At 59.7% G+C, this 21,167-nt stretch carries 24 protein-coding genes; 16 read left to right on the forward strand and 8 right to left on the reverse strand.

The features are described 5' to 3' along the window. Positions 1–128: 128 nt before the first annotated feature. Both QRN33_RS26470 and QRN33_RS26475 read right to left on the reverse strand, forming a co-directional pair. Positions 129–1,349: a CaiB/BaiF CoA transferase family protein gene (locus QRN33_RS26470; protein ID WP_252875389.1), complete on the reverse strand. Its 1,221-nt coding sequence runs from the start codon at positions 1,347–1,349 to the stop codon at positions 129–131. Positions 1,350–1,363: 14 nt separating this feature from the next. Next, positions 1,364–2,545: an acyl-CoA dehydrogenase gene (locus QRN33_RS26475; RefSeq protein WP_285411023.1), complete on the reverse strand. Its 1,182-nt coding sequence runs from the start codon at positions 2,543–2,545 to the stop codon at positions 1,364–1,366. Positions 2,546–2,702: 157 nt separating this feature from the next. Here QRN33_RS26475 and QRN33_RS26480 point away from each other — a divergent pair, with 157 nt between their 5' ends. From QRN33_RS26480 to QRN33_RS26525, 10 genes are all read left to right on the forward strand, one after another. Beyond that, the gene (locus tag QRN33_RS26480; protein ID WP_285411024.1) at positions 2,703–3,602 is read left to right on the forward strand and encodes a LysR family transcriptional regulator; all 900 of its coding nucleotides are present in this window, start codon (positions 2,703–2,705) and stop codon (positions 3,600–3,602) included. A 434-nt stretch (positions 3,603–4,036) separates the two neighbouring features. Further along, complete coding sequence (locus QRN33_RS26485; RefSeq protein ID WP_285411026.1) at positions 4,037–5,158, forward strand: Re/Si-specific NAD(P)(+) transhydrogenase subunit alpha; 1,122 nt, start codon at positions 4,037–4,039, stop codon at positions 5,156–5,158. A gap of 15 nt (positions 5,159–5,173) precedes the next feature. After that, on the forward strand, positions 5,174–5,494 hold the full coding sequence (locus QRN33_RS26490; protein WP_003220416.1) for an NAD(P) transhydrogenase subunit alpha part 2: 321 nt from the start codon (positions 5,174–5,176) through the stop codon (positions 5,492–5,494). Then, on the forward strand, positions 5,494–6,927 hold the full coding sequence (locus tag QRN33_RS26495; protein WP_252875387.1) for an NAD(P)(+) transhydrogenase (Re/Si-specific) subunit beta: 1,434 nt from the start codon (positions 5,494–5,496) through the stop codon (positions 6,925–6,927). Before QRN33_RS26490 ends, QRN33_RS26495 begins: the two co-directional genes overlap by 1 nt. A gap of 214 nt (positions 6,928–7,141) precedes the next feature. Beyond that, on the forward strand, positions 7,142–8,635 hold the full coding sequence (scpC, locus tag QRN33_RS26500; protein ID WP_252875386.1) for a succinyl-CoA:acetate CoA-transferase ScpC: 1,494 nt from the start codon (positions 7,142–7,144) through the stop codon (positions 8,633–8,635). A 321-nt stretch (positions 8,636–8,956) separates the two neighbouring features. Next, a complete protein-coding gene (locus QRN33_RS26505; protein ID WP_007911656.1) occupies positions 8,957–9,172 on the forward strand; it encodes a DUF1127 domain-containing protein in 216 nt (71 codons plus the stop codon). A gap of 333 nt (positions 9,173–9,505) precedes the next feature. Then, positions 9,506–9,823: a DUF2388 domain-containing protein gene (locus QRN33_RS26510; protein WP_042608980.1), complete on the forward strand. Its 318-nt coding sequence runs from the start codon at positions 9,506–9,508 to the stop codon at positions 9,821–9,823. A 108-nt stretch (positions 9,824–9,931) separates the two neighbouring features. Beyond that, complete coding sequence (locus QRN33_RS26515; RefSeq protein WP_064365263.1) at positions 9,932–10,249, forward strand: DUF2388 domain-containing protein; 318 nt, start codon at positions 9,932–9,934, stop codon at positions 10,247–10,249. A 27-nt stretch (positions 10,250–10,276) separates the two neighbouring features. Further along, complete coding sequence (locus QRN33_RS26520; protein ID WP_285411031.1) at positions 10,277–10,597, forward strand: DUF2388 domain-containing protein; 321 nt, start codon at positions 10,277–10,279, stop codon at positions 10,595–10,597. Next, complete coding sequence (locus QRN33_RS26525) at positions 10,594–12,555, forward strand: DUF7844 domain-containing protein (RefSeq protein WP_065616474.1); 1,962 nt, start codon at positions 10,594–10,596, stop codon at positions 12,553–12,555. The genes QRN33_RS26520 and QRN33_RS26525 overlap by 4 nt, the downstream gene beginning before the upstream one ends. A gap of 58 nt (positions 12,556–12,613) precedes the next feature. Here QRN33_RS26525 and trpA read toward each other — a convergent pair whose 3' ends face one another. Next, positions 12,614–13,423 (reverse strand): tryptophan synthase subunit alpha, encoded by an 810-nt coding sequence (gene trpA, locus QRN33_RS26530; protein WP_042608983.1) that lies wholly within the window; start codon positions 13,421–13,423, stop codon positions 12,614–12,616. After that, positions 13,423–14,655 carry a tryptophan synthase subunit beta gene (trpB, locus tag QRN33_RS26535; RefSeq protein WP_016772302.1) on the reverse strand — a complete coding sequence of 411 codons (1,233 nt, stop codon included), beginning with the start codon at positions 14,653–14,655 and terminating at the stop codon, positions 13,423–13,425. Before trpB ends, trpA begins: the two co-directional genes overlap by 1 nt. 113 nt (positions 14,656–14,768) lie before the next feature. Here trpB and QRN33_RS26540 point away from each other — a divergent pair, with 113 nt between their 5' ends. Beyond that, the gene (locus QRN33_RS26540) at positions 14,769–15,686 is read left to right on the forward strand and encodes a LysR family transcriptional regulator (RefSeq protein ID WP_285411034.1); all 918 of its coding nucleotides are present in this window, start codon (positions 14,769–14,771) and stop codon (positions 15,684–15,686) included. On the opposite strand, the gene QRN33_RS26545 is transcribed toward QRN33_RS26540, so the two are convergent. Then, entirely contained in the window at positions 15,659–15,985 is a 327-nt protein-coding gene (locus QRN33_RS26545) for an ElaB/YgaM/YqjD family protein (RefSeq protein WP_039757078.1), read from the reverse strand. The two genes, QRN33_RS26540 and QRN33_RS26545, sit on opposite strands and share 28 nt — an antisense overlap. A 166-nt stretch (positions 15,986–16,151) precedes the next feature. Between QRN33_RS26545 and QRN33_RS26550 the strand changes: the two genes are divergently transcribed. Further along, entirely contained in the window at positions 16,152–16,367 is a 216-nt protein-coding gene (locus QRN33_RS26550; RefSeq protein WP_039757080.1) for a dodecin, read from the forward strand. A gap of 129 nt (positions 16,368–16,496) precedes the next feature. Next, positions 16,497–16,721, forward strand: coding sequence for a DUF1161 domain-containing protein (locus QRN33_RS26555; protein ID WP_042608985.1), 225 nt, complete (start codon positions 16,497–16,499; stop codon positions 16,719–16,721). Positions 16,722–16,883: 162 nt separating this feature from the next. Here QRN33_RS26555 and QRN33_RS26560 read toward each other — a convergent pair whose 3' ends face one another. Beyond that, on the reverse strand, positions 16,884–17,885 hold the full coding sequence (locus QRN33_RS26560; RefSeq protein ID WP_041476454.1) for an LLM class flavin-dependent oxidoreductase: 1,002 nt from the start codon (positions 17,883–17,885) through the stop codon (positions 16,884–16,886). Positions 17,886–18,125: 240 nt separating this feature from the next. Here QRN33_RS26560 and QRN33_RS26565 point away from each other — a divergent pair, with 240 nt between their 5' ends. Beyond that, complete coding sequence (locus QRN33_RS26565; RefSeq protein ID WP_042608986.1) at positions 18,126–18,557, forward strand: OsmC family protein; 432 nt, start codon at positions 18,126–18,128, stop codon at positions 18,555–18,557. 235 nt (positions 18,558–18,792) lie between these two features. Continuing rightward, entirely contained in the window at positions 18,793–19,035 is a 243-nt protein-coding gene (locus tag QRN33_RS26570) for a DUF1161 domain-containing protein (RefSeq protein ID WP_285411040.1), read from the forward strand. On the opposite strand, the gene QRN33_RS26575 is transcribed toward QRN33_RS26570, so the two are convergent. Further along, on the reverse strand, positions 19,032–19,451 hold the full coding sequence (locus tag QRN33_RS26575) for a PA0061/PA0062 family lipoprotein (RefSeq protein ID WP_065616471.1): 420 nt from the start codon (positions 19,449–19,451) through the stop codon (positions 19,032–19,034). The two genes, QRN33_RS26570 and QRN33_RS26575, sit on opposite strands and share 4 nt — an antisense overlap. Before the next feature lie 40 nt (positions 19,452–19,491). Next, positions 19,492–19,914, reverse strand: coding sequence for a PA0061/PA0062 family lipoprotein (locus tag QRN33_RS26580; RefSeq protein WP_042608989.1), 423 nt, complete (start codon positions 19,912–19,914; stop codon positions 19,492–19,494). Between the two features lie 58 nt (positions 19,915–19,972). Here QRN33_RS26580 and QRN33_RS26585 point away from each other — a divergent pair, with 58 nt between their 5' ends. Then, positions 19,973–21,049, forward strand: coding sequence for an aminopeptidase (locus QRN33_RS26585; protein WP_285411042.1), 1,077 nt, complete (start codon positions 19,973–19,975; stop codon positions 21,047–21,049). Positions 21,050–21,167: the final 118 nt, after the last annotated feature.

The following is a 21,167-nucleotide window of genomic DNA, read 5'->3' on the forward strand; positions in this document are numbered from 1 at the left end:
GGGGCGAATTATAGACCTCTGGAATCTGCCGTCAACCGTTAATTTCGCTTTTCTTTCAACAACTTGCAGATTGGCTAAAAAACAGCCAATCGAAAGAGAAATCAGTGCCCTCTATATAGAAGAAAGACTCAGAGGACTCCTTCTACCTTAAGTGCAGCCACCGCACCCGCCCCCAGCCCCAACACTCGCTGAAGAACCTCCAGCGTATGCTCCCCTAATAAAGGCGGCGCATACCGATACTCGACCGGCGTCTCCGATAACCGGATCGGACTGGCTACCTGCGGCACCATGCCCGCCAGCGCATGCGGCAACTCGATAGCCAGACCGCGCGCCTTCACCTGCGGATCCTCGAACACCTGCGCCAGATCATTGATCGGCCCACAAGGCACGCCCGCCTGTTCCAGTTGAGCAACCCACTCGGCCGTCGTCTTGAAGACCGTCGCCTGGCGGATCAAGGGGATCAACACTGCGCGGTTCGCCACCCGCAGTTTATTCGTCGCGAAGCGAGGATCATCCGCCCACTGCGGTTGCCCAGCGACTTCGGCGAACTTGCGGAATTGCCCGTCATTACCCACGGTGAGGATGAAGTCGCCATCCGCCGTAGGAAAATCCTGATAAGGCACGATGTTGGGATGCGCATTGCCCAGCCGCTTTGGGGCATTGCCCGTGGTCAGGTAATTCATAGCCTGATTGGCCAGACACGCAACTTGCACGTCCAGCAACGCCATATCGATGTGTTGGCCACCACCGTCGTGATCGCGATGAGCCAATGCTGCGAGTATCGCCACGGTCGAATAAAGCCCGGTGAGGATATCCGTCAGCGCCACGCCCACCTTCACCGGTCCGGCGCCTTCGTCTCCTTCGGGGCGGCCGGTCAGGCTCATCAAACCGCCAAGGCCCTGGATCATGAAGTCATACCCTGCGCGCTTGGCGTAAGGACCGGTCTGGCCGAAGCCGGTGATGGAGCAATAGATCAGATTCGGGTTGAGTGCCTTCAGCGACTCATAGTCCAGACCATACGCCGCCAGACCGCCAACCTTGAAGTTCTCGATCAGAATGTCCGACTTCGCCGCCAGGTCACGCACCAGCTTCTGCCCTTCGGGACGGGTGAAGTCGATGGTGACCGATTGCTTGTTGCGGTTGGCCGACAGGTAATACGCCGCTTCCGAGGTGTTCTCGCCGTAGGCGTCCTTAAGAAAGGGCGGCCCCCACGCCCGAGTGTCGTCACCATTACCCGGGCGCTCGACCTTGATCACTTCGGCGCCGAGGTCGGCGAGTATCTGCCCGGCCCACGGCCCGGCCAACACGCGCGATAAATCCAGTACTCGCAGATGCGACAGCGCGCCCATGGTCCGCCCTCCTGTTAATAGAACGCCTGCAGACCGGTTTGCGCACGCCCGAGGATCAGCGCGTGAACGTCGTGGGTACCTTCATAGGTATTCACCACTTCCAGATTGACCAGGTGACGGGCCACGCCGAATTCATCAGAGATGCCATTGCCACCGAGCATGTCGCGCGCCATCCGCGCGATATCCAGCGACTTGCCGCAGGAGTTGCGCTTCATGATCGAAGTGATTTCCACGGCGGCGGTGCCTTCGTCTTTCATGCGTCCCAGGCGCAGGCAGCCTTGCAGCGCCAAAGTGATCTCGGTCTGCATGTCGGCGAGTTTCTTCTGCACCAATTGCGTCGCGGCCAATGGGCGGCCGAATTGCTGACGGTCCAGAGTGTATTGGCGCGCGGTGTGCCAGCAAAACTCGGCGGCGCCCAGCGCGCCCCAGGAAATGCCGTAGCGTGCGGAGTTGAGGCAAGTGAATGGACCTTTCAGACCACGGACGTCCGGGAAGATGTTGTCTTCCGGCACGAACACGTTGTCCATGACGATCTCGCCGGTGATGGAAGCGCGCAGGCCGACCTTGCCGTGAATCGCCGGAGCGCTCAGGCCTTTCCAGCCTTTCTCCAGAACGAAGCCACGAATGTCGCCGGCGTCGTCCTTGGCCCACACCACGAATACGTCGGCGATCGGGCTGTTGGTAATCCACATTTTCGCGCCGGTCAGGCTGTAGCCGCCATCGACCTTGCGCGCCCGGCTAATCATCGCGCCCGGATCGGAACCGTGGTTCGGCTCGGTCAGGCCAAAGCAACCGATCCATTCGCCGGAAGCCAGTTTCGGCAGGTACTTCTGTTTCTGTGCTTCGGTACCGAATTCGTTGATCGGCACCATCACCAGTGAGGACTGCACACTCATCATCGAGCGATAGCCGGAGTCGACGCGCTCGACCTCACGGGCAATCAGGCCGTAGCTGACATAGTTCAGACCGCTGCCGCCGTATTGCTCCGGAATGGTCGCGCCGAGCAGGCCTACTTCACCCATCTCCCGAAAGATTGCCGGGTCGGTCTTCTCATGACGGAAAGCTTCGAGTACACGCGGCGCCAGGCTCTGCTGAGCGAACTGCGCGGCGGTGTCGCGGATCATCCGCTCTTCTTCGGTGAGCTGTTGATCCAGCAGCAGGGGATCGATCCAGTTGAAGCGAGCTTTACCGCCCATGAGTGTGCCCTCGCAATCGGGTGAATTAACGTGGCATTGATCCTAGGCGCGGTTCGCCATCGCGGCAAACGAGGATTTTGCATTCTGTTGTGCTAATTTCTCACTCCGAACCGTCGCGAAATGCCATTTATGCGGCGCATTAGTGAGGTTGACGTACATGCGCAGGAAGATACCCAGCACCACTGCCCTGATCAGTTTCGAAGCCGCCGCGCGCCACGAGAGCTTTACACGCGCAGCGGAAGAGCTTTCCCTCACCCAAGGCGCCATTTGCCGACAGATCGCCAGCCTTGAAGACTTCCTCAGCGTGGAACTGTTCCGACGCTCGCGACGTGGAGTGAAACTGACCGAGGCGGGCCTTTCCTACAGCCGCCGGGTGGCGACTCAGCTCGACGCAGTGGAGCGCGACACGCTCTCGGTGATGGGCCAGCAAGGCACCAACGTCATCGAGCTCGCCGTCGTCCCGACCTTCGGCACGCAATGGCTGCTGCCTCGCCTCAAGGATTTCCAGCTCAAGCACCCGGAAGTGACCGTCAACCTGACCAACCGCACCCGGCCGTTCCTGTTTGCCGACACCGAATTCGATGCCGCGATCTACTTCGGTGATGCCGACTGGTCGGGTACTGAATCCCACAGATTGATGGGCGAGAATCCGATGCCGGTGTGCAGCCCCGCCCTGCTCGGCAATCGCAAGCAAATGACAGCTGCAGTCATCGCTGAACTACCGCTGCTGCAGCAAACCACCCGACCTTACGCCTGGCGCCAGTGGTTCAACTCGCAGCAGTTGAATATCCCTCGCGACATGACAGGTCCCCGCTACGAGCTATTCTCCATGCTTGCCCAGGCAGCCATGCACGACATGGGCGTCGCGTTGATTCCGCCGTTTCTGATCCAGCGCGAGCTGGCCGAGAAACGTTTGGTGGTTGCCAACCCTCAAGAGCTCTCCAGCATCAAGGCGTATTACCTGATGATTCCCGAGCGAAAGGTCGAATCAGCATCGCTAAAGGCATTCCGCGACTGGCTGGTAAACCAGGCGCGAAGCTACAGCCTAGAAGAATAAAGGCTCTCGGAAATACCTAACCCCGTAGTCAGATAATCGAAAGCCCTACAGATATAACTATTTGTCGCGTTTTCGCAGACTGTATCCGAAAGTCGTACAGACGTCCCACAAGCTGCCAACGACGTGGCTTTGAGCCTCTACGGGCGACTCATTACTGCCTATTCACGCCACCGATGCGAATTTTTTTCAAATTCAGCCAGAATCCTTGCAAGGTACGGCCTGCAAGGGGTTCAACTGGCCATCTGCGACATTCGGTCACGGCATGACTTGTAGTTAATTTTCCGTCACCCGTCATAATCCCTTGAAGGGCATAAAGTTCGCCTGCAAAATGCCGCGCCCCGCCCTGATTCGGCGGGATCGTGCTGATCGGCCGCCCCAGTCGCACCATCCGCAGTGCATGGGTTTACTCAATAAGATCACGCAGGAGATTTGACGTGCACATTGGTGTTCCTCTCGAAACCCAGACCGGTGAAACACGGGTTGCTGCAACCCCGGAAACCATCAAGAAGCTGATCAGCCAAGGCCATAAGGTCACTGTGCAAAGCGGCGCCGGCATCAAAGCCAGTGTCGTCGACAGTGCCTATGAAGCGGCCGGCGCAAGCATTGGCAGCGCCAATGACGCGTTTGGCGCCGAGCTGATTCTCAAAGTGGTCGCGCCAAGCGATGCCGAACTGACGCTGATCAAGCGCGGTACGGTGCTGGTGGGCATGCTCAATCCGTTCAACAACGAGACCATCGCAAAAATGGCCGAGTGCGGCATTACCGCGTTCGCCCTCGAAGCCGCGCCGCGCACCTCGCGGGCGCAGAGTCTCGATGTGTTGTCGTCGCAGGCAAACATTGCCGGCTACAAAGCGGTATTGCTGGCCGCGCACCACTACCCACGCTTCATGCCAATGCTGATGACCGCTGCGGGGACAGTGAAAGCGGCGCGCGTGCTGATTCTCGGCGCAGGCGTGGCCGGATTGCAGGCGATTGCCACGGCCAAACGCCTCGGTGCTGTCATCGAAGCGTCCGATGTACGCCCAGCGGTGAAGGAACAGATCGAATCCCTCGGCGCCAAGTTCGTCGACGTGCCTTACGAGACCGATGAAGAACGCGAATGCGCCGTCGGTGTCGGCGGTTACGCACGGCCGATGCCGGCAAGCTGGATGCAGCGTCAGGCGCAGGCCGTGCATGAGCGCGCCAGGCAGGCCGATATCGTCATCACCACCGCACTGATTCCGGGCCGCAAGGCGCCGACGCTGCTCAGCGCCGAGACCGTGGCGCAGATGAAACCGGGTTCGGTGGTCATCGACCTTGCCGCCGCTCAGGGTGGCAACTGCCCGCTGACCGTGGCCGATCAGGTCGTTGTGGAAAACGGTGTAACCATCGTCGGTCCGACCAACCTCGCCGGTGAAGTCGCTGCAGACGCTTCGGCACTGTACGCACGCAACCTGCTGGACTTCCTCAAGCTGGTGTTCACCAAAGAAGGCCAGTTCGACGTCAACCTCGAAGACGACATCGTCGCCGCGTGCCTGATGTGCCGCGACGGCCAAGTCATCCGCAAAAACGCCTAAGCAGGGATTCAGACGATGGAAGAGCTTATCTCCCCCGGTATCTACAACCTGATCATCTTCGTGCTGGCAATTTATGTCGGTTACCACGTGGTCTGGAACGTTACACCTGCGCTGCACACCCCTTTGATGGCGGTAACCAACGCCATCTCGGCGATCGTGATTGTCGGCGCCATGCTTGCCGCCGCACTCACCGTAACGCCGCTGGGCAAGACCATGGGCACGCTGGCCGTGGCACTGGCGGCGGTCAACGTCTTCGGTGGCTTCCTGGTCACCCGCCGCATGCTTGAGATGTTCAAGAAGAAAGCCCCGAAAGCAAAAGAAGAGGCGCCGAAGTAATGAGCATGAATCTCGTCACGACGCTCTACCTGATCGCGTCGATCTGCTTTATCCAGGCCCTCAAAGGCCTGTCGCACCCGACCACCTCGCGACGCGGCAACCTGTTCGGCATGCTCGGCATGGCGTTGGCCATCCTGACCACCGTCGGCCTCATCTATAAGCTCGGGGCTGAACTGGCTACGGCCGGTATCGGTTACGTCATCGTCGGCTTGCTGGTAGGTGGCACTGCCGGGTCGATCATGGCCAAGCGTGTTGAAATGACCAAGATGCCGGAACTGGTGGCGTTCATGCACAGCATGATCGGCCTCGCGGCGGTGTTCATTGCCATTGCGGCGGTGGTTGAGCCGCAGTCGTTGGGTATTGTTAAACAGCTGGGCGATGCGATCCCGGCGGGCAACCGTCTGGAGCTGTTCCTCGGTGCTGCGATCGGCGCGATCACCTTCTCCGGTTCGGTGATTGCCTTCGGCAAGCTGTCGGGCAAATACAAGTTCCGCCTGTTCCAGGGCGCACCGGTACAGTTCTCCGGTCAGCACAAGCTCAATGCGGTGCTGGGTCTGGCGACTCTGGTTCTCGGCCTGACCTTCATGCTCACCGGCAACCTCACTGCCTTCGCACTGATGCTGGCACTCGCATTCGTGATGGGCGTGCTGATCATCATCCCGATCGGCGGCGCCGACATGCCGGTGGTGGTGTCGATGCTCAACAGCTATTCCGGCTGGGCGGCGGCGGGGATCGGTTTCTCGCTGAACAACTCGATGCTGATCATTGCCGGCTCCCTGGTGGGTTCGAGCGGTGCGATCCTCTCGTACATCATGTGCAAAGCGATGAACCGTTCCTTCTTCAATGTACTGCTCGGCGGCTTCGGCAATACGGCAGATGCTGGTCCTGCCGGCGCGAAGGAAGCCCGCCCGGTGAAATCCGGTTCGGCTGATGACGCAACCTTCCTGCTGACCAATGCCGACACCGTGATCATCGTGCCGGGTTACGGTCTGGCGGTAGCGCGTGCTCAACATGCGCTGAAGGAACTGACCGAGAAGCTGACCCACCGTGGCGTGACGGTCAAGTACGCAATCCACCCGGTAGCGGGTCGGATGCCGGGACACATGAACGTCCTGCTCGCCGAGGCCGAAGTGCCTTACGACCAGGTGTTCGAGATGGAAGACATCAACTCTGAGTTCGGCCAGGCCGACGTGGTGCTGGTGCTCGGTGCGAACGATGTGGTCAACCCGGCCGCGAAGAACGATCCGAAGTCGCCGATTGCCGGGATGCCGATTCTCGAAGCGTTCAAAGCCAAGACCATCATCGTCAACAAGCGCTCGATGGCCAGCGGCTATGCCGGCCTGGACAACGAGCTGTTCTATCTGGACAAGACCATGATGGTCTTCGGGGACGCGAAGAAAGTCATCGAAGACATGGTCAAAGCAGTCGAATAACCCGCCGCTGCTATAACGAACGCCCCGACTTGTCGGGGCGTTTTTGTTTGCGTCAGATGACGGACAATTTGCCGCGTTGTTGCAGATCCGGTAACGGTGTTTTACTTGAAACCCGCGAAGTAGAGGCCTCGTTTGCGACCTTGGTAGCGGGACAGGCGCCGGCCAAATTCACTAGACTGCGCATCCTGCTACTCGTTGCCCGAGATAATAATCCATGTACCGTGACCGTATTCGCCTGCCTTCGTTGTTGGACAAAGTGATGAGCGCTGCCGACGCCGCTGCTCTGATTGAGGACGGCATGACCGTCGGCATGAGCGGTTTCACCCGCGCCGGCGAAGCCAAGGCCGTGCCCCACGCACTGGCCGAGCGCGCCAAGGTCACGCCGCTGAAAATCAGCCTGATGACCGGCGCCAGCCTCGGCAACGACCTCGACAAGCAATTGACCGAGGCCGGCGTGCTGTCGCGGCGCATGCCGTTTCAGGTCGACAGCACATTGCGCAAGGCAATCAACGCCGGCGAAGTGATGTTCATCGATCAGCATCTTTCCGAAACCGTGGAGCAGTTGCGCAATCAGCAATTGAAGCTGCCGGACATCGCCGTCATCGAAGCAGTCGCCATCACCGAGCAAGGCCATATCGTGCCGACCACTTCGGTGGGCAACTCGGCGAGCTTTGCGATTTTCGCCAAACAGGTAATCGTCGAGATCAACCTGGCGCACAACGCCAACCTCGAGGGCCTGCACGACATCTATATCCCCACGTACCGCCCGACGCGGACGCCAATCCCGCTGGTGAAAGTGGATGATCGTATCGGCAGCACGGCGATTCCGATTCCGCCAGAGAAGATCGTTGCGATTGTCATCACTCAGCAGTCGGACTCGCCGTCCACGGTGTCGGTACCGGACGTCGACACCAATGCCATCGCTGAACATCTGATCACGTTCTTCAAGCAGGAAGTGGCTGCCGGGCGCATGACCAACAAGCTCGGCCCGTTGCAGGCCGGGATCGGCAATATCGCCAACGCGGTGATGTGTGGCTTGATCGACTCGCCGTTCGAAGACCTGACCATGTACTCCGAAGTGTTGCAGGATTCGACCTTCGACCTGATCGATGCCGGCAAGCTGAGCTTTGCTTCGGGCAGCTCGATCACCCTGTCCGAGCGGCGCAACAGCGATGTATTCGGCAACCTGGAGAAGTACAAGGACAAACTGATTCTGCGACCTCAGGAGATCTCCAATCACCCGGAAGTGGTGCGGCGCCTGGGCATCATCGGCATCAACACCGCGCTGGAGTTCGATATCTATGGCAACGTCAACTCCACTCATGTCTGCGGCACGCGGATGATGAATGGCATCGGCGGCTCCGGCGACTTCGCGCGCAACGCGCATCTGGCAGTGTTCGTGACCAAGTCGATTGCCAAAGGTGGCGCGATTTCCAGCGTGGTGCCGATGGTCAGCCACGTTGACCATACCGAGCACGATGTCGACATTCTGGTGACCGAGGTGGGTCTGGCGGATCTGCGTGGCCTGGCACCACGGGAGCGCGCGCGGGTCATCATTGATAACTGTGTGCACCCGGACTTCCGTCAGGCGCTGAATGATTACTTCACCGCGGCCTGTGCAATCGGTGGCCACACCCCGCACATCCTGCGTGAAGCCTTGAGCTGGCACATCAACCTGGAAGAAACCGGGCGCATGCTGGCGGTGTAAATCGCACAGATATTCCGTTGGCGCAAACACAGTTTGCGTCAGCGGGATTCTGAAAACCCCTTACCTGCCAAAAACTGTACTGCTGTACCGGTCTTTTCCTACAGCAATACCCTACCCTTTCTTCAAAATCACACCAAAACGCACCACTTGAGTGCGGACAGGTACAGTTTGCTCGATTTTGACCCGTACACCCCCTTTAAACAGTTAACTGGTCACTCACAATACAGTTGAACTGTATCTAGAGAGACTGGCCAAACGAGAGGATCATGGGCACCAGTCAAACCACTACCTGATCCCGCCACAAGCGGAAGGATGTCAACCATGGAACGTACACTCAGTTCCGAACTGTTCTTCGAAGACAAAGCCGTAAACACCCAGGCTTCCCTGCCTCTGCGCGTCATCGCCAACCTGATGCTGTGGCAGCGCCGCATCTCCAGCCGCCATCAACTGGCCCGTCTGGATTCGCGTCTGCTGGCCGACGCCGGTATCAGCGAAGCTCAACGCTACGAAGAGCTGAGCAAGCCGTTCTGGCGCTAAGCAGCGTCGCTGGCTCTGGTCGTCAGACCCACCGCCAGCAACCCGAATTGCACAAACAGAACCCGTCGTGGGAAACCACGGCGGGTTTTGTCGTTTCAGGACGCAGAGGATGACTCCAACCTGTACCTGAACCGATAAAGGTACAGTTTCAATATTTATATTAATGTACAGGTACAGTTAACAGGCCGGCTTGAGTAAGTGTGGCCACCACTGGGCGAACCGAGTTTGGCAGCCTAATATCCAGGCAGAACGTGGCGAACGCTGCGCGTCAGGCGTCTGACTCCTCAGATACCGAGCCACCTCTCACTACGGTTTATCCAAAGGAGTTACATCATGACCCGTCTTCGTCTGCTCAGTGCCGCCGCCCTGCTGGCCGTGGCTGCCAACGCCAGCGCTACCAGCTTCATCGTGACCACCGACTCGATCGTTGGCGCGCTGAAAGCTTCTTCCGACGCCACTTCCGATGTGACCTCCTCGTTCCGTGACGACAAGATCGTGCTTGCCGCCCGTGACGACGCCGCCAGCTTCGTGGCCAGCGAAGGCGATATCCGTGGTGTGAAACTGGAAAGCGCGCTTGATCACATTCGCCACCAGGCGCCACAACTCAATGCCACCGACGCGCAATTGGCTCAAGCCATTCTGACCCTCTGATCGCTTGCCGCATTGCGGGACACGGCAGCCGTGTCCCGATGTTTCAATGCTGGCTCTGGCCCGGGCATTTGCGCTAGCCTTCAGGCTCGTTAACAGTTGTCGAGTCCCATGCGCTTTCTTCCAAATCTGCTCATCTCTTCTACGTTATTCACCGCCTGCTGGGCGATGTCTGCCAACGCCTTCGATGCTTTCAATGCTTCGACCCAAGGCACGGTTGTCAGCGGTTACGCTACCAGCATGGTGTCTTCTGCGCCGTTCGACCGTAAACTGCTGCTCGCCGCCCATGACGACGCGGCCGCCTTCGTTGCCAGTGACGGTGAATGGCGAGGGGCACGGCTGGAATCGGCGCTGCATTACCTGCGCAAAACCCGGCCAAAACTTCATGCCAGCGACCTTGAACTGGCAGAGGCAATTCTCGTCCAATAGTTATCCTTTTCCTTCCGGAGTCGTTCCATGCGTAGCCCGCTGATTGCTGCCGCCCTTGGCCTGTTTGTGTTGGCCGATGTGGCCCAGGCGCACACCCTGGTAGCCACCAGTAACATCATCGTTCGTGCCTCCCAGCGCACCATCGATTTCACCTCCGATACCACCACGTCGATTCGCGATTCGAAAATCATCCGCGAAGCCCATGACGACGCTGCCAGTTTCGTCGCCAGCAACGGCGACATCCGTGGCGCGCATCTCGAAGCCGCCCTCAGCACCTTGCGCACACGCGTGCCGGAAGCGCGCGACGCCAGCGATCAGGTACTCGCCGAAGCCATCCTCGCACTGTGAGGTCCGTTGGCGCCTGGCTGCTGGCCGGGGCGTTGTTGCTGCTTGGCAACAGCGCCCACGCCGCCCTGCAATTGCGGCTCAAGACCGAGGGTCTGAGCCCGGCTCAAGTACAGGCCAGTCAGGCGCTGATCGATGAGGCCATGCACAAGCTGCCGCCGAGTTTCATTGAGCGGCTGGATCGGCGCATCGATGTCGGCTGGACCGATGACATGCCTGCCAACGCTTACGGACAGGCAACGCTGGTCGCCGAACTCGATCTGAATCGCAGGCTGCTCGCCGGGCTCACCGATGGCAGCGCAGCGAAAGCGAAAACCAATCGCCCCCATGGCACTGTGCGTCAGGAACTGCTGGCCACGGTGCTGCACGAAATCACTCATATCTACGACCGCGCGCGGTTATGGCCAAGTGCCGAACGCACGGTGATCCAGCGCTGCACCCGACGCTTCAACAGCGCCGGGCTGATCGGCATTCCCGATGAGTGTCGCGGGCAGAATGGCCGACGCTTCACCATCAGCGACGATCCGCGTCTGCTCGATCTGGCCGGTTGGCAGCAGTACGTCGGCCGCCGTGGCGAGCGTGAACAACACAACCGCCAGATCGCGCGCAGCCCGGACCTTTACGAAATTTCCAGCCCCAAGGAATTCGTCGCGGTCAACATGGAGTACTTCCTCCTCGACCCGAGCTACGCCTGCCGCCGCCCGGCGCTGTATCGCTACTACAAGGAACATTTCGGCTGGGCGCCGCCAGCGCAGGACACCTGCAGCAAGAGCTTCGCCTTTCTTAATGCAGGCAATGACTTCGCCAAGCAGCCTCTGGGGCAAGTCGATCCGGAGCGGGTTTACGCTGTCGATTACCTGCTGGCGGAGGCCAACCAGAACTGGGTCAGCCGCTGGGGCCACAGCATGCTGCGCCTGGTGATCTGCGCCCCCGGTCGCCCGCGCGGTCCGGATTGCCGCCTCGACCTCGATCAGCACCTGGTGCTGTCCTATCGCGCCTTCGTTGGCGACGTGCAGCTGTCGAGCTGGGACGGACTGGTCGGCAAATACCCGTCGCGGCTGTTCGTGCTGCCGCTGGCGCAAGTGATCGACGAGTACACCAAGACCGAGCTGCGCAGCCTCGCTTCGGTGCCGCTGAACCTGTCTCGCGAGGAAATCGAAGGCGTCGTCGAACATGCCGCCGAGATGCACTGGAGCTACGACGGCAACTATTTCTTCCTGTCCAATAACTGCGCCGTGGAAGGCTTGAAACTGTTGCGCAGCGGCAGCAATAACAGCCAGCTTGTCGGCCTCGACAGCATCATGCCCAACGGTTTGCTGGAAGTGCTCAAGGGCCGTGGGCTGGCCGACACCAGTGTGCTCGACGATCCGAAAGAAGCCTTGCGGCTGGGTTACCGCTTCGACTCGTTCCGCGATCGCTATCAGGCGATGTTCGATGTGCTGAAGAAGCAGCTACCGATCAAGCAGAGCACCGTCGAAGAGTGGCTGTCACTCAGCGCTGAACAACGCCGCGAATGGTTCGACCGCGCCGACCTGCGCACCAGTGCAGCGCTGTTGCTGCTGGAGCAAGCCAGCTTCCGCCGTCAGTTGCTGCTGGCCCAGGATGAGGTCAAACAACGCTACCTCGGCGCGCGGGAGCTAGAGAACGGCGGTATGGACAAAGCCAATGCGACGTTGCAGGAGATCCTTGCCAACAGTGGCTTCCTCAGCCGCCCGGCGGAATTGCTCGATTCCAAAGGTTACGGACTGCCGCAGCCAGACGAGTTCAGCCGACTGGAGGCAGAAAGCAGTCAACGGCAGAAGAAGCTGCTGGCGCTGTCCGGCGACCTCGATACAGAAGTGCGCAAACTGCTCGAACCCAAGCGCGCCGCCGAGATTGCCGCCAGCGAGGCCAATGTGAAGCAGATTGGCGAGCATCTGCGCAAACTGCACAAGGCCTCGGGCGGACTGCAATTGCCCTGACCACAAAAAAAGGCTTCAGAACGCCTGTTCTGAAGCCTTTTTTGTTTTCCCTGCGGTCTTAGGCGCGAGCCTTGCGCACGCCTTGGGACAGCGCTGAACACAGACTCAACACGCCATCGATCGCCTGCTCAGGCGTATCGGCGCTGGCGATGTGATCGATCAATGCCGACCCCACCACCACACCGTCGGCAAGACGCGCGATGGCAGCAGCCTGCTCCGGCGTACGGATGCCGAAACCGATGCTGATCGGCAGGTCGGTGTGCCGACGCAGACGCGCAACTGCTTCTTCCACATGTTCCAGGGTCGCCGCACCGGCGCCAGTGACCCCGGCCACCGACACGTAGTAAACAAAACCGGAGCTGCCGTTGAGCACGCGGGGCAAACGCGCGTCGTCGGTGGTCGGTGTGGTCAGGCGAATGAAATCCAGCCCGGCAGCCTGCGCCGGATCGCACAGCTCTTCATTGTGCTCTGGCGGCATGTCGACCACGATCAGGCCATCAACGCCCGCCTCTTTTGCTTCGGCGATGAAGCGTTCGACGCCGAATTTATGGATCGGGTTGAAATAGCCCATCAGCACCAGCGGCGTGTCGCTGTTGCCTTGACGGAACTCGCGGACCATTTGCAGGGTTTTCGCCAGATTCTGTTTGGCCGCCAGCGCACGGATGTTGGCCAGTTGGATCGCCGGACCATCGGCCATCGGATCGGTGAACGGCATGCCCAGTTCGATCACATCGGCACCCGCCGCCGGCAAGCCTTTGAGGATCGCCAGCGAAGTGTCGTAGTCAGGATCACCGGCGGTGACAAAGGTCACCAGCGCGGCGCGGTTCTGTTGCTTGAGGTCGGCAAAACGGGTTTGCAGGCGGCTCATCAGTGTTTCTCCTGCTGCGACTGTTGCATATGGTGCATCACGGTTTGCATGTCCTTGTCGCCACGGCCCGAAAGGTTGACCACCATCAGGTGATCCTTCGGCAACTTCGGTGCACGTTTGAACACTTCGGCGAGGGCGTGGGCGCTTTCCAGCGCAGGAATGATCCCTTCCAGGCGGCAGCATTTGTGGAACGCTTCCAGCGCTTCGTCGTCGGTCACCGAGGTGTACTGAACGCGACCGATGTCGTGCAACCACGCGTGTTCAGGGCCAATGCCGGGATAGTCGAGGCCGGCAGAAATCGAGTGGGCGTCGATGATCTGGCCGTCATCGTCCTGCAGCAGGAAGGTGCGGTTACCGTGAAGAACGCCCGGCACACCGCCGTTGAGGCTGGCCGCGTGCTTGCCGGTTTCGATGCCGTAACCGGCGGCTTCGACGCCGATGATTTCAACGCTCTTGTCGTCGAGGAACGGGTGGAACAGGCCCATGGCGTTGGAGCCGCCACCGATGCACGCCACCAGACTGTCCGGCAGACGACCTTCCTGAGCTTGCAACTGATCGCGGGTTTCCTTGCCGATAACGGCCTGGAAATCGCGGACCATTGCTGGATAAGGGTGTGGGCCGGCCACAGTGCCGATCAGGTAAAAGGTATTGTCGACGTTGGTCACCCAGTCACGCAGGGCTTCGTTCATTGCGTCTTTGAGGGTGCCGGTGCCGGCGACAACCGGGATCACTTCAGCGCCGAGCAGCTTCATGCGAAAGACGTTGGCCTGCTGACGTTCGATGTCAGTGGTGCCCATGTAGATCACGCAGTCCAGGCCGAAACGCGCAGCGACAGTGGCCGTGGCCACGCCGTGCATCCCGGCACCGGTCTCGGCGATGATGCGCTTCTTGCCCATGCGCCGCGCCAGCAGGATCTGGCCGATGCAGTTGTTGATCTTGTGCGCGCCGGTGTGGTTCAGCTCTTCACGCTTGAGATAGATCTTCGCGCCGCCGCAGAACTCGGTCAGGCGTTCGGCGAAATACAACGGGCTCGGACGTCCGACGTAGTCCCGCTGGAAGTAGGCCAATTCTTCTTTGAAGGCCGGATCTTCCTTGGCCGCTTCGTATTCGCGGGCCAGGTCGAGGATCAACGGCATCAGGGTTTCCGCTACATAACGGCCACCGAACGCACCGAACAGGCCGTTGGCATCAGGGCCGTTACGCAGATCAGAGGTGTTCGAAGTCTGGGTCATGGGTCGCTCCAGGTGAATTCGGTCAGAAGACAATGACGCCCACTCTACCCCTGACTTTCCACGCTGAAAACCGATAAGATCGCCACAACCTGTCAGGAAAACTCACAGATATCATGAGCCACGACCTTCCCCCGCTGAATGCCTTGCGCGCCTTCGAGGCCACCGCCCGATTGAACAGTGTCAGTCAGGCTGCCGAGCAGTTGCATGTCACCCACGGCGCAGTCAGCCGTCAGCTGAAGGTGCTTGAAGAGCATCTCGGGGTGAGCCTGTTCATCAAGGACGGGCGCGGCTTGAAACTCACAGATGCCGGCGCGCGCCTGCGTGATGCCAGTGCTGAGGCGTTCGATCGGTTGCGCAGTGTCTGTGCGGAGCTGACGCAAAGTACTGCTGATGCGCCGTTCGTGCTCGGGTGTTCGGGGAGTCTGCTGGCGCGCTGGTTCATTCCGCGTCTGGGGCGGCTGAATGCCGATCTGCCGGATTTGCGTTTGCACCTGTCTGCCGGTGAAGGCGATCTCGATCCCCGACGCCCGGGACTGGATGCGCTGTTGCTGTTCGCCGAACCACCGTGGCCCACCGATATGCAGGTCTACGAACTGGCGGCCGAACGCATCGGCCCGGTGATGAGCCCGTTGTTCAGCGGCTATCGAAAGCTGCAAGCCGCTCCAGCCGCAGAACTGCTTGATGAGCCCTTGCTGCACACCACCTCTCGGCCGCAGGCCTGGCCGAGCTGGGCGCAGCAGAACGACCTCGACGCCAAGGCGTTGAAGCTCGGACAAGGATTCGAGCATTTGTATTATTTGCTGGAGGCAGCGGTTGCCGGTCTTGGCGTGGCGATCGCGCCGGAGCCACTGGTAACCGAAGATCTGAAGGCGGGTCGCCTGGTTGCGCCGTGGGGCTTTTGTGAAACCCCGGCGCAACTGGCGTTGTGGCTACCCAAGCGCGCCGCGGACGGGCGCGCCCGGCAACTGGCGCAGTGGCTCAAAAATGAGCTGCGCCAAACCGATCACTCGCCGCGCTTGAACAAAAAGTAGGCAGCAAGCAGGCCGATTGCACCGACAGCCACGCCGGCTGTGGTCCATGGGTGTTCCTGCGCGTAGTCACGAGTGGCAATGCCGGTCTCGCGGGTTTTCACTTTGACTTCTTCGTACGCGTCGCTGAGCAGATGACGGGAATGTTTCAGCGCACTTTCGGCATTGCTTTTCAGCGCCTTGAGGGTCTTGCGCGACTCGTCCGAAGCATCGTCTTTCAAGCTTTCCAACGATTTGAGCAGACTCTCGATCTCGGCTTCCATGCTTTGCAACGAGGCTTTACGTAAAGAGGTGTTGGCCATGGTGGCTCTCCTGCATTGGTGATGAGTGGCGTGTGTTGGTTGGGACTTCAGCACTTCGAGAAAGTGCAGAAATTCTGAACTTCGGCAGCGCAGCGGCGCCGAAATCAACAGTGCAATTGCCTGCCAGGTTCAATTTCACACGCCATTCCAACCCGAGGAGATCGCCATGAGTGACCATCACACGTACAAGAAAGTCGAGCTGGTCGGTTCGTCCACCACCAGCATTGAAGACGCTATCAACAACGCGCTGGCCGAAGCCAACAAGACCCTGCGCAATCTGGAATGGTTCGAAGTGACCGAAACCCGTGGCCACATCGAAAACGGCCAGGTGGCGCATTTTCAGGTAACGCTGAAGGTCGGCTTCAAGATTGTCGCCAGCTGAGTTTGATCCAGTCTTCTGAACTTGCGCGCTGGCCGAGTGCCATAGGGAATGGCAAAGCGCTACAAGGTGAGCGCATCGGGTGGATAACCCGATGCCCGCCTCTTTCAATCCGACCAGGGAGTGCGACCGATGAAGAAGTTCATGTTGGCAGTAGGTTTGTTGAGCCTTGCGGGTGGTGCGTTTGCAGCCGGCAAGCCATGTGAAGAGCTGAAAAGCGAAATCGCAGCGAAGCTCGACGCCAAAGGCGTTTCCGGTTATTCGCTGGAAGTTGTCGACAAGGGTGCGGCGGCTGACGGCGAAGTAGTTGGCACCTGCGAAGGTGGCAGCAAGGAAATCGTCTACAAGCGCGGTTGATCGCGCCTGAAATACAAAAGCCGACGTGGATGCGTCGGCTTTTTTGTGGGCGATGATTTTCCGTGTAGGAGCTGCGGGACGCCGCGCTTTTGATCTTGATTTCAAATCACGATCAAAAGATCGCAGCCTCGTTTCACTCGACAGCTCCTACAAGGGTTCGCGTTAGCCCTTCATGACTTGCGCAAGCAGTTCGTAGGAATGAATGCGATCAGCGTGCTCATACAAATCACTGGTGAAAATCAGCTCGTCCGCCTGGGTCTGCTCGATCAGTACCTCAAGCTTGGCGCGGATCTTCTGCGGGCCGCCGACCATGGCAAGGCCAAGGAAATCGCCCACCGCTTCACGCTCATGGGGCAGCCATAGGCCGTCCATGGTTTTCACCGGCGGACGCTGCACCAGACTTTGCCCACGCATCAGGGCAAGGATGCGCTGATACACCGACGTCGCCAGATAATCGGCCTGCTCATCGGTATCAGCGGCCACCAGCGGCACGCCGAGCATCACGTAGGGCTTGTCGAGCACGGCCGACGGCTTGAAGTGATTGCGGTAGATGCGAATCGCCTCATGCATGAAGCGCGGCGCGAAGTGCGAGGCGAAGGCATAAGGCAAGCCCCTCTCCCCCGCCAGTTGCGCGCTGAACAGGCTAGAGCCGAGCAACCAGATCGGCACATTGGTGCCGGTGCCGGGCATGGCGATCACTCGTTGTTCCGGGGTGCGCGGGCCGAGGTAGCGCATCAGTTCGGCGACGTCCTCAGGGAAGTCGTCAGCGCTGCCGGAGCGTTCGCGGCGCAAGGCGCGGGCGGTCATCTGGTCGGAGCCCGGCGCGCGGCCCAGTCCCAGGTCGATGCGTCCCGGGTACAGGCTCTCAAGGGTGCCGAACTGCTCGGCGATCACCAGCGGCGCATGGTTGGGCAGCATCACTCCACCGGAGCCGACGCGGATTGTCGAAGTGCCACCGGCCAGATAACCGAGCAAGACCGAGGTGGCGGAACTGGCGATGCCGTCCATGTTGTGGTGCTCGGCGACCCAGAACCGCGTGTAGCCAAACTTCTCGGCGTGCTGCGCAAGGTCCAGCGAGTTGCGCAGCGATTGCGCAGCGCTGCCGTTTTCGCGCACCGGCACCAGGTCGAGGGTGGAAAATTTAACGTCGGACAGTTTTTTCATGAACCTGCATCTCCGGGTGGGGAGGCAGGTTTTTCTTGCGAACGAAAACCTGCCAAATCCATAAGCGTGTTTTATGGAATGAGGGCATATACCCGAGATTCAATAGCAGCGCCGAAATTTCCTACTAAAAAAGTCAACGATTCAAGCAGGCTGAACTTTGTTCCGCCGTCTATCCTCAGAAGCCTTGCTAGTAAAAACCGCGACGGCGCGGCGTCCCGCGCCACATTTGAGGAGGCAGACATGGCTATCGTGAAAAAGGCATCGGCGCATTGGGAAGGCGACCTGAAAACCGGTATCGGCTCGATCTCCACCGAAACCGGCGTACTGCGGGAAGCGCCGTACGGCTTCAAGGCCCGCTTTGAAGGCGGCAAGGGCACCAACCCGGAAGAACTGATCGGTGCGGCCCACGCCGGCTGCTTCTCCATGGCGTTTTCGATGATTCTCGGCGATGCCGGCCTGAAGGCAGACAGCATCGACACCGACGCTGAAGTCACCCTCGATCAGGTTGAGGGCGGCTTCGCCATCACCGCAGTGAAGCTGATTCTCAAGGCGAAAATCCCGGGCGCCACCCAGCAGCAGTTTGAAGAGCTGAGCAACAAGGCGAAGGAAGGTTGCCCGGTTTCCAAGGTGCTGAACGCGAAAATCACGCTTGAGGCTTCGCTGGTCAGCTGATTCGGCGTTTGCAGGTCCGACGCTTTCGCGAGCAGGCTCGCTCCCACAGGCAATCGCATTTATTCAGTTGGAATGCGCTCAACTGTAGGCGTGAGCCTGCTCGCGATAACAATCTCGGCATCACGCAAATCCAAAGGTGTGAGCGAAGTCAGAACCCGCCCTGCAGAAATGTGGTCGAATAATCGACAGCAGCTTCAGCGCACGCCCGTGCGCGCTGCCTCAAGGAGCTTCATCGATGAAACGTATTGGCTTGGCGATCCTTTGCAGTGCACTGGCCACGTCCGCTTTCGCAGCTCCCAAGGACTGCGAAGAGCTCAGGAAGGAAATCGAGATCAAGATTCAGGCGAAGGCAATTCCCTCGTACACCCTGGAAATCATCACGGCGGAAGAGGCGGAGCAGCACGACTCAGCCATGATCGTCGGTACTTGCGAGAACGGCACCAAGCGAATCGTCTATCAGAAAAACGACAACAGCTAGATGATGCAGTTGAACTCGCGGTCTTCAGCAACGATTTCGCGCTTGGCATTGTACAAACGCGCGCTCGGCGTGAACGCCAACGAGCGCCCTTCCAGCAGGTAACGCTGGCCGGCCTCGAAGTGGTCATAACGGATCGTCAGGTAGCACAAACGTTCTACCGGCCCCGTGAGCAGGCTGCCGCCACCGCCGAACACTTCGAAGTCGAAGCGCACCCGCAGCTCATGGCTGCCGGGGGTCACCTGGAAGAATCGGCCGTCGTTCAATCGCTGATTATCGAGACGTTCGGCCATCAGCAATTTGCCGCCGGGGCTTGGCGTGGAGAAGTCGACCCAGGCCATTTGCGGGTCGACCGCGGGTAACGGCGTCTGGCAACCGGCGACAAGACCGACAACGAGCAACGGCAGCAAGGTGCGCATGATGGATATCCACAGATCTGAACCGCCAGCATAGCGCCGATCAGCTGCTCTGACAGCCCGCCGGCGTGCCCTGGCCGACCACTTTGCGCTGTTCGTCATAAAGCTTGGCCCAAGGCCGGAAGCCGATACTGCCAGCCTGTAACTGATAGCGCTGGCCGGCATTGAAATCCTTGAATTTCACGCTCATCTGGCAATCACGCCAAAGCGGTTCGGCATTCGGGCCGATGTTGGTGGCCTCGACCGGAAATTGATAGCGCACCTTCAGCTCATGGCTGCCGGGCTGCACTTCGAAATAGCGTTTATCGATGGCCTGGGTGGCATCGACTTGCACGGCTTGCAGCGCCGTGTCGTGTTGGTGGGCGTCGAGATCGATCCAGGCTTGCGAGGGGTCGGGATCGGGCATTCCGAATCCGGCACAACCGGCCAGCGTCAGCAGGCCTCCTGTCAGCATCAACATGCGCATAGCGGTGCTCCTTGAGGCGGGATAGTCTTGGGGCAGACTTTCCGGGGAATTTCTTATTTTGATCAGGCCGTTTTCCAGCCTTGGGTTACTTGATCGCGTTTTTCCGATTTTGTTTCCGGGTGTGTTGTTTTTGTTGCTCAACGGTTGCGCCAGCGTCAGCTATTACAGCCAGCTCGCCAGCGGACAATTGCAATTGCTGCGCGCGCGGGAGCCGGTCGAGAAAGTCATTGCCGACCCCACCCGCGACGCCAGATTGCGCGCGCATCTGGCCCAGTCGCAGAAGGCTCGCACATTCGCCAGCGAGCATTTGCACCTGCCGGACAACCAAAGCTATCGGCTGTACGCCGACATTGGCCGACCGTTCGTGGTGTGGAACGTCTTCGCCACCGCCGAATTTTCCCTCACGCCGCAGAATCACTGCTTCCCGATTGCCGGCTGCGTGGCCTATCGCGGTTACTACAGCCAGAGCGCCGCCCGTGGCGAAGCGGCGATTCAGCGCCTGCAGGGCATGGACGTGTCGATCGGCGGTGTCGAAGCGTATTCGACCCTTGGCTGGTTCAACGACCCGATCCTCAATTCAATGACGGGCTGGGGCGATGAACGGCTGGCCACGCTGATTTTTCATGAGCTGGCGCATCAGCGGTTCTATGTGAAGGACGACACCGAGTTCAACGAGTCATTCGCCACGTTTGTCGAGCAGGAAGGCACGCGGCAATGGCGCGCGTTTCGCGGCTTGCCGGCGGAATCCGATGCCAGGCTCAAGCAGCGTGACCAGTTCATCGGTCTGGTGCTCGACACACGCTCACGGCTGGAGAAGCTGTATGCGCGGCCGCTGTCCATCGAGCAGATGCGTGAGCGCAAAGCAGCCGAGTTCGAGCGCTTGCGCAGGGACTATCGGGTAATGCGCGACAGCCAGTGGGCCGGGGACAAACGTTATGACGCCTGGGTCAATGCGCCGCTGAACAATGCCCGCTTGTTACCGTTCGGGCTGTATGACCAGTGGGTGCCGGCGTTCGCGGCGGTGTTCCGGCAGGTGGGTGGGGATTGGTTGAGGTTTTATGCCGAGGTTGAGCGGTTGGGACGGTTGCCGGTTGATGAGCGCAAGGCGGCGCTGAAAACGTTGGCCAGGTTCTAGGGAATTCGGGGGCATAACGGCCCTTTCGCGAGCAGGCTCGCTCCCACATTGAATAGCGGTGCCCCTGTGGGAGATTCTATGGTTGTCCTCAAGCGATAACTGCCCCTTTTGGTTGATA

Origin of the sequence: Pseudomonas sp. FR229a, assembly GCF_030209115.1 — a bacterium.
In the GTDB taxonomy this organism is placed as follows: Bacteria; Pseudomonadota; Gammaproteobacteria; order Pseudomonadales; family Pseudomonadaceae; genus Aquipseudomonas; species Aquipseudomonas moraviensis_A.

Coding starts and splice junctions, on each gene's coding strand:
- QRN33_RS26470 (WP_252875389.1), bottom strand. CDS start 1,349: ATGGGCGCGCTGTCGCATCTGCGAGTACTGGATTTATCGCGCGTGTTG.
- QRN33_RS26475 (WP_285411023.1), bottom strand. CDS start 2,545: ATGGGCGGTAAAGCTCGCTTCAACTGGATCGATCCCCTGCTGCTGGAT.
- QRN33_RS26480 (WP_285411024.1), top strand. CDS start 2,703: ATGCGCAGGAAGATACCCAGCACCACTGCCCTGATCAGTTTCGAAGCC.
- QRN33_RS26490 (WP_003220416.1), top strand. CDS start 5,174: ATGGAAGAGCTTATCTCCCCCGGTATCTACAACCTGATCATCTTCGTG.
- QRN33_RS26495 (WP_252875387.1), top strand. CDS start 5,494: ATGAGCATGAATCTCGTCACGACGCTCTACCTGATCGCGTCGATCTGC.
- scpC (WP_252875386.1), top strand. CDS start 7,142: ATGTACCGTGACCGTATTCGCCTGCCTTCGTTGTTGGACAAAGTGATG.
- QRN33_RS26505 (WP_007911656.1), top strand. CDS start 8,957: ATGGAACGTACACTCAGTTCCGAACTGTTCTTCGAAGACAAAGCCGTA.
- QRN33_RS26510 (WP_042608980.1), top strand. CDS start 9,506: ATGACCCGTCTTCGTCTGCTCAGTGCCGCCGCCCTGCTGGCCGTGGCT.
- QRN33_RS26515 (WP_064365263.1), top strand. CDS start 9,932: ATGCGCTTTCTTCCAAATCTGCTCATCTCTTCTACGTTATTCACCGCC.
- QRN33_RS26520 (WP_285411031.1), top strand. CDS start 10,277: ATGCGTAGCCCGCTGATTGCTGCCGCCCTTGGCCTGTTTGTGTTGGCC.
- trpA (WP_042608983.1), bottom strand. CDS start 13,423: ATGAGCCGCCTGCAAACCCGTTTTGCCGACCTCAAGCAACAGAACCGC.
- trpB (WP_016772302.1), bottom strand. CDS start 14,655: ATGACCCAGACTTCGAACACCTCTGATCTGCGTAACGGCCCTGATGCC.
- QRN33_RS26540 (WP_285411034.1), top strand. CDS start 14,769: ATGAGCCACGACCTTCCCCCGCTGAATGCCTTGCGCGCCTTCGAGGCC.
- QRN33_RS26545 (WP_039757078.1), bottom strand. CDS start 15,985: ATGGCCAACACCTCTTTACGTAAAGCCTCGTTGCAAAGCATGGAAGCC.
- QRN33_RS26550 (WP_039757080.1), top strand. CDS start 16,152: ATGAGTGACCATCACACGTACAAGAAAGTCGAGCTGGTCGGTTCGTCC.
- QRN33_RS26555 (WP_042608985.1), top strand. CDS start 16,497: ATGAAGAAGTTCATGTTGGCAGTAGGTTTGTTGAGCCTTGCGGGTGGT.
- QRN33_RS26560 (WP_041476454.1), bottom strand. CDS start 17,885: ATGAAAAAACTGTCCGACGTTAAATTTTCCACCCTCGACCTGGTGCCG.
- QRN33_RS26565 (WP_042608986.1), top strand. CDS start 18,126: ATGGCTATCGTGAAAAAGGCATCGGCGCATTGGGAAGGCGACCTGAAA.
- QRN33_RS26570 (WP_285411040.1), top strand. CDS start 18,793: ATGAAACGTATTGGCTTGGCGATCCTTTGCAGTGCACTGGCCACGTCC.
- QRN33_RS26575 (WP_065616471.1), bottom strand. CDS start 19,451: ATGCGCACCTTGCTGCCGTTGCTCGTTGTCGGTCTTGTCGCCGGTTGC.
- QRN33_RS26580 (WP_042608989.1), bottom strand. CDS start 19,914: ATGCGCATGTTGATGCTGACAGGAGGCCTGCTGACGCTGGCCGGTTGT.